General features: G+C 64.8%; 8 protein-coding genes. 7 read left to right on the top strand and 1 reads right to left on the bottom strand.

The window, feature by feature from the left end:
- Window positions 1-21 precede the first annotated feature (21 nt).
- The 5 genes from ftsH to C2L80_RS06670 all read left to right on the top strand — a co-directional run bounded on the left by ftsH (window position 22) and on the right by C2L80_RS06670 (window position 7,108).
- A complete protein-coding gene (gene ftsH / locus C2L80_RS06650; RefSeq protein ID WP_239938766.1) occupies window positions 22-2,415 on the top strand; it encodes an ATP-dependent zinc metalloprotease FtsH in 2,394 nt (797 codons plus the stop codon).
- A complete protein-coding gene (folP, locus tag C2L80_RS06655) occupies window positions 2,412-3,725 on the top strand; it encodes a dihydropteroate synthase (RefSeq protein ID WP_087195920.1) in 1,314 nt (437 codons plus the stop codon). Before ftsH ends, folP begins: the two co-directional genes overlap by 4 nt.
- On the top strand, window positions 3,722-4,807 hold the full coding sequence (locus C2L80_RS06660) for a biotin--[acetyl-CoA-carboxylase] ligase (RefSeq protein ID WP_239938768.1): 1,086 nt from the start codon (window positions 3,722-3,724) through the stop codon (window positions 4,805-4,807). Before folP ends, C2L80_RS06660 begins: the two co-directional genes overlap by 4 nt.
- Window positions 4,808-5,021: 214 nt before the next feature.
- On the top strand, window positions 5,022-6,737 hold the full coding sequence (locus tag C2L80_RS06665; protein WP_103262888.1) for an FAD-dependent oxidoreductase: 1,716 nt from the start codon (window positions 5,022-5,024) through the stop codon (window positions 6,735-6,737).
- Window positions 6,734-7,108 carry a cytochrome c3 family protein gene (locus C2L80_RS06670; RefSeq protein ID WP_103262889.1) on the top strand — a complete coding sequence of 125 codons (375 nt, stop codon included), beginning with the start codon at window positions 6,734-6,736 and terminating at the stop codon, window positions 7,106-7,108. The genes C2L80_RS06665 and C2L80_RS06670 overlap by 4 nt, the downstream gene beginning before the upstream one ends.
- A gap of 74 nt (window positions 7,109-7,182) precedes the next feature.
- Here the strand turns inward: C2L80_RS06670 and C2L80_RS06675 are convergent, their stop codons facing one another.
- Complete coding sequence (locus C2L80_RS06675; RefSeq protein WP_275668742.1) at window positions 7,183-8,013, bottom strand: MerR family transcriptional regulator; 831 nt, start codon at window positions 8,011-8,013, stop codon at window positions 7,183-7,185.
- A gap of 176 nt (window positions 8,014-8,189) precedes the next feature.
- On the opposite strand from C2L80_RS06675, the gene C2L80_RS06680 reads away from it, so the two are divergent.
- The gene (locus C2L80_RS06680) at window positions 8,190-9,737 is read left to right on the top strand and encodes an MATE family efflux transporter (protein WP_103262891.1); all 1,548 of its coding nucleotides are present in this window, start codon (window positions 8,190-8,192) and stop codon (window positions 9,735-9,737) included.
- 321 nt (window positions 9,738-10,058) lie between these two features.
- Window positions 10,059-10,608: biotin transporter BioY (locus C2L80_RS06685; RefSeq protein WP_239938772.1), on the top strand; the 550-nt coding region annotated here is incomplete at its 3' end.

Raw genomic sequence — 10,608 nt, forward strand, 5'->3', positions numbered from 1 at the left:
GGAAAAGGAAGTAAGGCTTTTATGGCACAGCAAAACAAACAGTCGCAATTCCAGCAGCCGAATCCTCGGACGACCATCATTTCGGTCATCCTGTTCATGATCGTGGCCTTCTTCGTGGGGCAGCAGTTCATGGCCATGTCGTCGGCGGGCACCACGCAAACCGACCGCTTGATCACGTCCGAGTTCGTGCAGGCCGTCGAGCAGGATCGGGTGACGAAAGTGGTGTACAGCGCCGGAGACTACACGGTGTCCGGCTCGTACTACCCGGCCATCACCGCAGGTTCGGCCGCCTCCGACGCGTTCAACGACGCGTTCCAAGCGCTCAACGCGCGCATGGCCACCGTCAAGAACCCCGATACGGGCAAGGCGCTTGCCGGCGTGAGCACGACCAGCGTTGACGCGCAAACGCTCAGCGAGCCGCGCAACTACACGTCCACGTACTACGGTGGCTCCATCAGCGACCTCATGGCCTCGCATCCGAACATCCCCTACGAGGTGCAGCTTCCCAGCCCCTTCCTCGACATCATCAGCACGCTTCTGCCCATCGCCCTGATCGCGCTCGTGCTGTTCTTCTTCTTCTCGCAGATGCAGAAGGCGAACAACTCGCAGATGAGCTTCGGCAAGGCGAAGGCCAAGAAGAACATCGAGGAGCGTCCGGACGTGAAGTTCTCCGACGTGGCGGGCGTGGACGAAGCGGTCGAGGAGATGCAGGAGATCAAGGACTTCCTGGCGAATCCGGCGAAGTACCAGTCCATGGGCGCGAAGATCCCGCGCGGCTGCCTGCTCGTGGGCCCTCCGGGCACCGGCAAGACGCTTTTGGCGAAGGCCGTGGCCGGCGAGGCGGGCGTGCCGTTCTTCAGCATTTCCGGCTCCGACTTCGTGGAGATGTTCGTGGGCGTGGGCGCAAGCCGCGTGCGCGACTTGTTCCAGCAAGCCAAAGAGGCCTCGCCTTCCATCATCTTCATCGACGAGATCGACGCGGTGGGTCGCCAGCGCGGCACGGGCCTGGGCGGCGGCCACGACGAGCGCGAGCAAACGCTCAACCAGCTGCTCGTGGAGATGGACGGCTTCGAGGCGAACGACTCGGTGGTGCTCATCGCCGCCACGAACCGCGCCGACGTGCTCGACCCGGCGCTTCTGCGTCCCGGCCGCTTCGACCGCCAGATCGTGGTGGACGCGCCGGACGTGAAGGGCCGCGAGAAGATCCTGCAGGTGCATTCCAAGGACAAGCCGCTCGGCAGCGATGTGGATTTGGCCAAGGTGGCCAAGCTCACGCCGGGCTTCACGGGCGCCGACCTGGCCAACCTCATGAACGAGAGCGCGCTTCTGACGGCGCGGCGCGGCAAGAAGATCATCACGCAGCAGGAGGTGTCGGAATCGATGGAGCGCGTCATCGCCGGCCCGGAGCGCAAGGGCCGCGTGATGGACGAGCAGACCAAGCACACCATCGCCTACCACGAGAGCGGCCACGCCCTCGTCGGCCACCTGCTGCCGCACGCCGATCCCGTGCACAAGATCAGCATCATCTCGCGCGGACGGGCGCTCGGCTACACGCTGTCCATCCCCAAGGAGGACAAGGTGCTCAACTCGCTCGGCGAGATGCGCGACGAGCTGGCTGTATTCATGGGCGGTCGCGTGGCCGAGGAGATCTTCTGCGACGACATCACCACGGGCGCGAGCAACGACCTCGAGCGCGCCACGAAGATGGCCCGCGCCATCGTCACGCAGTACGGCATGAGTGCCGAGCTGGGCACGCAGGTGTTCGGCCAGCCGAACCACGAGGTGTTCCTGGGCCGTGACTACGGCAACACGCAGGACTACTCGGAGGAGACGGCCAAGCGCATCGACGACGAGGTGGCGCGCATCATGAAGGACGCGCACGACCGCGCCTACGAAATACTGAACAGCCATCGCGAGCAGATGAACCTCATGGCCAGCGTGCTGTTGGAGCGCGAGACGGTTGAGGGCGAGGCGTGCCAAGCGCTGCTCGACAACGAGTGGGACGAGTACCTTAAGCACGAGGACGAGATCATCGCGGCCAAGGAGGCCGAGGAAGCTGCCGCCCGCGCTCGCGATGAGAAGATGGCCGACCCCAACTGGCGCGAGGAGCCGGTGGAGCCGGGCGACCAGGATCCGAACCCGCCGTATAGGCCGGCGGCCGGCGGCGCTGCGGACGGTGCGCGCGAGGCGGGTGCCCGCGGGCGCGCCGATGCGGTCGAAGTGGGCGGCGAAACGCTGCCGCCGCCGACGGGCCAGCCGGTGATCCCCGCCGCAGCGCCCGCTCCGAGGAGGTCGGACGCTGCGAGCGCCGCGAGCGCGTCTGGTGCGGATGCGGATGCGGACGGGGGCGCTGGGAGCGCGCCTTCCGATGCGAACGCGGGTCGCGAAGGGGAAGGCGGCACGACCGAGCGATGATCTGGCGCTGTTCAACCTACGAATTCGACACGAGGATGCCCATTGTCATGGGCATCCTCAACGTTACTCCCGATTCCTTCTCCGACGGCGGCCAGCACGAGGGGCTTGCCGCCGCGCTTGCGCATGCCGAGCGCATGGTGGAGGAGGGCGCCCGCATCATCGACGTGGGCGGCGAGTCCACGCGGCCCGGTGCCGCGCCGGTGGGCGAAGAGGAGGAGTTGGCCCGCGTGCTGCCCGTGGTGCGCGAGTTGGCGGCGCGCGGCATGTGCGTGAGCATCGACACGCGGCACGCCGGGGTGGCGCGCGCATGCCTTGAGGCGGGCGCGGCCATCGTGAACGATGTGTCGGGCTTTCGCGACCCCGCCATGGTGCGGGCCGTGCTTGAGGCGGGTGGCGACTGCGGCCTCGTGGCCATGCACATGCAGGGCGAGCCGGCCACGATGCAGGACGCGCCCTCGTACGACGACGTGGTGGCCGACGTGCGCGATTGGCTGGCCGACCGCGCGGCTGCGCTCGAGGCGGCGGGCATCGCGCGCGAGCGCATCTGCCTCGACCCCGGCCCCGGTTTCGGCAAAACACCGCAGCAGACCCTTGAGGTGGTGCGGAACTTCCAGGAGTTCGCGCGGCTCGGCTATCCGGTGATGGCGGCGCTTTCGCGCAAGAGCTATCTGGGGTTCGCCTACGGCATCGAGCGTCCGACCGATCGCGACGAGGTGTCGGCGGCCGAAGCGCTGATGGCGTGCGAGCTGGGGGCGAGCGTGGTGCGTGCGCACAACGTGGCGGCCACGGTTGCGGCTCTCAAGGACATGCGGCCATACGCGTTTTTGGGGCTGGGCTGCAACGTGCCGCTCGTGGCCGAGCCGGGCGAGGAGCGCGAAGGCAAGATCGCCATGCTCAACCAGGCCATCACCGAGTTGTGCGCGCTGCCCGATTCCCAGATCGTCGACATATCGAGCTTCTATGAAAGCGAGCCCGCCTACTATCTCGACCAGGACGTCTTCGTGAACGCTGTGGTGCTGCTGCGCACCGGCATCCCGCCGAAGGAGCTTTTGGGCTACCTGCACGCCATCGAGAACAGTTTGGGCCGCGTGCGCGGGATCGCCAACGGGCCGCGCACGTGCGATCTCGACATCCTCGATTACCAGCTCTACGTTGCGGATTCCGACGAGCTCACCTTGCCGCATCCGCGCCTGTTGGAGCGCGATTTCGTGGTGAAGCCGCTGTTGGAGCTGCGCCCGCGTCACGTGCTGGCGAACGATGCGCCGGTGACCGACGCGGCTGTGCGCGTGGGGAAGAGCGTGCGGCTGTGAGCGAGCTCGGCGGGCGGCGTATGCCCGCCTTGCACGGCGTCGGGGACGGGGCGCGGGAGTCTGCGGATCGCGCTGCCGGTGCTGCGGGAGAGGGGTTTGCGCCGTCTGCCCTTTCGTTTCGCAGCGTTCTCTTCGACGAAGTCTCTTCCACGAACGACGAGGTCAAACGTGCCATCGATGCGGGCGAGGCCGAAGGGCTCGTGGTGCGCGCGCTTCGTCAGAGCGGCGGCTACGGTCGGCAGGGGCGTGTGTGGGCGAGCCCCGAAGGGGGCCTGTACTGCTCGTTGCTGCTGCGTCCGCAGGTGACGCCCGCCGTTCTGCCCACGCTGAGCCTCGTTGTCGGCATGGCCGTCCGGCGCGCCGTGGCCGCGCTGGTCGATGCGTCGGCTGCGGGGGCTGTGCGCATCAAGTGGCCGAACGACGTGGTGGTTGATCGCGACGTCCTGCATGACGCACGTGCGTGCGCTGTCGGCCTCGACCTTGCCGCGCAAAATCACGGGCATGAACGTTTCTCCGATCCGAATCTCACCGCCTTTTCGCAAAACACCAGTTCGCCTGTTTCGGCGTCGCTGAAACATCGTGTGCAACCGCGGTTTTGCGCACGTGGAGATGCCGACGACACCTCGTCCGACGCGTTCGCCTCTTTTTCAAAGCTGTGCGGCATCTCGTGCGAGGCGCAGGGGGGCGGCGTGTGCGTGGGCGTCGGCGTGAACGTGGTGCCGCCCGCCGAGCGTCCCGACGTGGGAGGCAAGAACGAGGCCGCCTACGTGCTCGATCTCGCTCCCGAAGCGGATTTCGCCTTCGGCGGCGCGTCTCGGGCGATCGATCGCGTGTTCGACGAGTTCCTTGCCGCGTTCGCTTCGCTCTATGGGCGGTGGCAGCGCGACGGGTTCGCCCCTCTCCTCGACGAGTACAACGCTTGGGCGAGCCTGACCGGCCGCGAGGTGACCATCGAGGGCCGCGACGGCTCTCCGATCGCCGCCGGCACGGTCGTCCGCGTCGATGCTTGCGGGCGCTTGGTCCTGCGCTCGCACGACGGCACCGAGGTCCCCATAGCTTCCGGCGAGGCCCACGTCCGCTAGCAGCCGCGCACTGTTGCGCAGCCGCACACTGTCGCCCGGAAGACACGCTTTTGAGCCGAAAAGCGTGTCTTCCGGGCGACAGTGCGCTGCGCCTCTTTGCTCCTTTGCGATTCTGCCTCTTGACCCTCGACTATGTTGAGGGTCTACCGTTGCCATGTGACACGCCTTCGACGACGGCGTGTCGAGGGAGCAAGGCATCATGAAGGAGGAGAGAATGGAGAGGATAAGGCTTTCAAGGCGAGATTTCCTCAGAGGCGCCGGGGCGACCGGCGTCGCAGCTGCCGGCGCGCTCATGTTCCCCTGCGCAGAAGCGGCGTTCGCGGAGGAGGGGGCGACGGTCGACGTCGAAGGCGCCAGCCTGTACTCGAAGGCGCTTGGCGACGACGCGTCGCTGCTTCCGATGCGCAAGGCGGCATGTCCCGGACCTCGCGGGCCTATCGCGTTCGAGGATCGAGATATCGCCGACTCGGAGATCGCCTCCACTGAGGAATGCGAGGTGCTCATCATCGGAGCGGGCATCGGCGGCCTCATGGGCAGCCTCAAGGCGGCTGAAGAGGGCGCGCAGACCATCACGCTTGAGAAGATGACCGAGGGCCGCTCGGCTTGGGAGAGTTTCGGCGCGGTGGGCGCCCGGTTCCAAAAGGAGCAGGGTATCGAGATCGACCCCGCCCAGCTGCGAGACGGGATATACCGCGCGGCTGACTGGCGCGTCGATCCCTGCGCGATCGAGACGTATGTGAGCCGTTCGGGCGAAGTCGCCGACTTCTGGCAGGACATGCTCGACAAAGGCGGCTCGGGCTGGGAGCTGTACAAGTTCGACCAAGCACCCAACTACAACGGCTTCCCGGTCATCGACAGCTACGTCAACTTCCGCATGCCCGAGGGCATCAGCACCACGTGGCTGTTCGGTTTGTACGTATGCAAGGAACTGCGAAAGGTTGCCGAGACGTACGACAACCTTTCCGTCCGCTACGAAACACCCGCCGTGCAGCTTGTGCGCGAAGAGGGCGGGCGCGTCACCGGGTGCATCGCCAAGGCGGGCGACGCGTACGTGCGCATCAACGCGTCGAAGGGCGTTTTGCTGGCGACTGGCGGCTACGATGCGAACCCCGAGATGATGCAGGCATGGGTGCGTCCCGAGGATTACGAGTCGTCCACCTGGTGGAACCCCAGCTGGGGAACAACCGGCGACGGCCATATGATGGGGCTTAAAGTGGGGGCCGATATGGATTCGTTGCCGCATCCGGTGATGAACTTCAGCAACGCCACCCCCTCCACGTTCGTCGAAAAGCGCGTGTACTTCCCCGGAGCCATGAACTACTCCATCGTCGTGACGGAGGAGGGCACGCGCTTTGCGAATGAGAACCAGGCGCGCCAGTACCTATCGAACGCCATCAACGTGCAGAAGCGTCGCGGCCACACCTGCTTCCACATCTTCGACCAGGCGATGATCCAATCGGCGCTGGACAGCGAGCCGAGCGGCGAGAAGCAGCTCGAGCGCGACGAGGAGAAGGGTCATCTGTTTCGAGCCTCGTCGCTTTCGGAGCTTGCCGAGAAGGCGGGAATCGATGCGGCGGCGCTTGAGGAGACGGTGGCGCGCTACAACAGCTTTTTCGAGGAGGGCTTGGAGCGCGACCCCGATTACTATCGCTATACCGGTAACAACGTTCCGTTCACAGGCGGCACGTACTACGCGCTCGTCACCAACAGCGTGATTTTGGCCACGGTGGGAGGGCTTACCATCAATGGCGACACGCAAGTGCTCGACACCGAGGGCCGCGTGATCGAAGGGCTGTACGCGACCGGGAACGTGTCGGGCAACTTCTATGCGGGCAACTATCCGCGCCATATTCCCGGCACGTCGGTGGGTCGTGCGGCGACGTTCGGTTATGTGGCGGTAGAACACATGTTGAAAGGAGGTCAGGCATGAAGCGGCTGACCATGCGCTCGAACATCGTACTGGTCTGCATCGGCCTTGCGCTTGCAGCCATCGTGGCGCTTGCGGGTTGCGCGCCTCAGAAGGCGTCGGATGTCGCATCGTCTGATGCGAATGCGGACGCGGCGTCGACATCTGCCGAAGCAGGGTTTTACGTTTCGGACGAGCAATGCATGAGCTGTCATGGTGGCAGCTACGAGGCGGTGGCCGAGCTGACCGCCGATCTGGGCGATTGGAATCCGCACGATTCGCTGCACGGCGGGTACAACTCGTGCGTGAACTGCCATGCGAAAGACAGGGAGGTCACGTACAATTATTGCACGCAGTGCCATGTGTACGCGCCCGACGAGGAGCCGCTGTACTAACGAGGCTTCTCGCGTTTTCGACAAGGCCCCGGTTGGCGGTGCGGCGCATGCCGCCCGCCCCGGGGCTTTCGCTGTCAGCTGATGGGAACGTAGAGCGTTTCGATGTCGCTTCCCAAGCCGTCAAGGTTGAGAAACGAAGGGAAAAGCATGAGGTCGCTGCGGAGCCGGTATCCGTGGCTTTCAAGGTATTCAAACAGGTCTGCGAACGTCTCTTTCCTCACGCTTTCCTCTCGGGTGGCCTGCCTGCGAAAGCGTATGCACTTCCCCAGGCACAGGCGCTTCACCTGTGCTTGGGCTTGCTCGTCGAGGCGATAGCTTTCGTGCTCGGGCATGGTCATCACGTAATCCGGATCGACAACGGGGCGGTTGTCGAGCAGGTCGTCTTTCTTGATGATTCGCGCGCAGCTGGTGATGCTCAAAAGGTCGTAGTATTGTGAGATGGTCCTCTCGTTTTCAAGCGATACGCGAAAATCGCGACCGTGCGAGGAGTTGATGTACACCTGGTCGGCGGCATCGACCAGCTCGAACCCTGAACCGGGTTCGGACTTGATGGCGCCAAGCGTGCTGTCGAGCCTTCTCAGGCGGTACGCGATGAGGTCGGCTTCTCGACGGAGTTTTTCCTGCTGACGAAGCAGTGATCGTTCAAAATCCTCTGTGCCCTGTTTCTCATCGAGCATCGCAACGGCCTCGTCGATGCTGAACCCGTATTGCAGGAGCGTGCGAAAGGCGTTCGAGCGAAACGCATCTTCGGGCGTGAACACGCGATAGCCGTTCTCTTGCCGATCCGAGAGGACGAGTCCGTGCTTTTCGTAGAATCGGACTTTCGATTGCGGCAGTCCGGTCATGGCCGAGAACTCCTTCATCCGATACACGATCCCCTGCCCTCCCCTTGTGCATCTCGGCATCCGTCGGCTTGCTCTGGGCCGGTTGGCCAGGTTCACTATAGCATGCGGGAGCGTCGCATTGGAGGGAGGTTGGGCATGACTTCGCTCGAATGGTCGGTTTGTTGCGAAAGAGCTTACCGATACGATACAATAAAGTGTTACGCAAAATCATAGAAGCGAAAGGCAGCAACGAAGGCATGGCAGCGACGATGACGAATCACGCGTCCGACCAGGACGAACAAGCAAACCGCGCTTCGGCGCCGACGAGCGCGCCGGCGCAGGCTCCCATCGAGCCCGCCGAAGGAGGCCCCAAGCGTCCTGAGCGCGACGACAAGGTCGGTCGCATGGGCACGGCGTCCATTCCGCGTCTCATCGTGGAGTTCGCCATTCCGTCCATTCTCGGCATGCTGGTGAACGGCGCGTACAACGTCATCGACTCCGTCTTCCTCGGTCAGGCCATGGGCGAGATCGGTTTGGCCACCGCCACAGTGGCGATGCCCATCATGACGGTGTTCATGGCCATCGCCATGCTCGTGGGCAACGGCGGCAACGCGCTGGCGGCGCTGCGCATGGGGGAGGGCAACCGCGAGGAGGCCGAGCGCAGCTTGGGCAACACCGTGTGCCTGGCCATCATGTTCGCGGTGGTCGTGGCCGTGGTCGCCCATATCCCCGCGTGCATCGACGCGCTGCTCGGCGTGTCGGGCGCCACGCCGGAGGACTGGGAGTACGCGCGTGCGTTCATCCAGATCATTTCGCTCGGCTTCGTGTTCCAGTGCATTGGCATGGGCGTGAACAACTTCATCCGCACGGCCGGTGCGCCGAACCGCGCGCTCGGAACCATGGTTATCGGCGCCGTGTCGTGCACCGTGTTCAACTTCCTGTTCGTGATGGTGCTGGGATGGGGTGTGCAGGGCAGCGCGCTGGCCACGGTGTGCGGTCAGGCCCTTTCATGCGCCACGGTGCTGTGGTACTTCACGCTCACGAAGAACGTGCCCATGAAGCTGCATCTGCGCTTCTTGCGCCTGCATGCGCGTACGGTGCGGCTCATCCTCTCGCTCGGCTTGGCCAGCTTCGCCGTGCAGGCGGGCATGGCCGTGGTGAACTTCGTGCTGAACAACCTGCTGAACATGTACGGCGCAGAAAGCGCATTGGGCGCCGAGGGGGCGCTCGCGTCCATCGGCGTGGTGCAGCGCGTGGCGATGTTCACCGTGCTGCCGCTCATCGGCGTGTCGATCGCCATCCAGCCGCTGCTCGGCTTCAACTACGGCGCGCACCTGTTCGGGCGCGTGAAGAAGACGCTGTGGTGCGGCAGCGTGGGCGCGACGGGCATCGCGGTGGTGCTGTGGTCGCTCGTGCACCTGTTCCCCGACCAGATCGTCGGGTTCTTCGGCATCACGAGCGATTCGCTACGCGATTTCACGGTGTTCGCGCTCAAGGTGCAGCTGTTCATGCTGCCGCTTGTGGGCTTCCAGATCGTGGGGTCGAACTATTTCCAGGCCACGGGGCAGCCGTTGAAGTCCATCTTCTTGTCGCTGACGCGCCAGATCCTGTTCCTCATCCCGCTGCTGATTGTGCTGCCGATGCTGCTTCCGGGGTGGTTCCCGCAGTTCACCAGCCTCGATGCGCTGTACTTCGCCACGCCGGCGGCCGACTTTTTGGCCATTTTCACCACGGCGGTGTTCGTGGTGGTGGAAGTGGGGCGTCTTCGCAAGCTTGAGCGCGGCGAGCTGAAAGCGCGGTTCTAGCGTGGATGCGCCCGCGTGCAGCGGTGCGGAAGGGGGCGGGCCGCACGTGCTGAACAAGCGCGAGTGGTTCAAGCAAGCGTGCGGTGGCGTGACGGGGGCGTGGCAGGGGACGGGGATACTGTCACGCTCCCAAAAGGCTTGTTGCGCTTTATCATCTCGCGGACGCGGCAGTATCCCCGTCTCCTGCCGCGCCCCAGCCCACAGCCCGCGACGTTCGTCACCCCGATTGTCACCCTGTTGGAAGCCCGCAGGTTACGCGAACCTGCGAGCTTCCCTATACTACAAGGCTGTTTTGACGGATCTTGTGGAAAGGAAGCGCATATGGGTGAGAAACCGGCGGCGATGACGGACGCGGAAGCGTCGACGACGGCTCGGGAAAGGGAAAGGGGAACGAGGGGTGCGGGGGCGAAAGGCGCGGGCACGGCGTCGCGGACCCGCTCGGTTGCGTTCGTGGGGTTGACGATCGCGCTCATGAGCGTGTCGGCGTGGGTGTCTGTGCCGTTGGGGCCGGTGCCGTTCACGCTGCAGACGTTCGTGATGGTGTTCGCGTTGCTTGCGCTCGCTCCGAAGGAGTGCTTGGCGGCCATCGCGGGGTATCTGATTCTGGGCGGCGTGGGGTTGCCGCTGTTCTCGTCCATGCGCGGAGGGCTGGGCGTGCTCGCGGGGCCGACGGGCGGTTTTCTCTGGGGCTTTCTCGTGGGGGCCGCGTTGGCTTTGGCGCTGCGTCACGCGCTCTCGTCGCTCGCGGATCGAGGAGGGTTTGCTCAGGTGACTGCCGATCTGGCTGCGTGCGTTGCGTTCGTTGTCGTATCGTACGCATGCGGGTGCTTCCAATACATGTTGGTGGCTGGCGTCGATCTGCCCGCCGCAT

This window comes from Rubneribacter badeniensis, assembly GCF_002899695.1.
Classification (GTDB): domain Bacteria; phylum Actinomycetota; class Coriobacteriia; order Coriobacteriales; family Eggerthellaceae; genus Rubneribacter; species Rubneribacter badeniensis.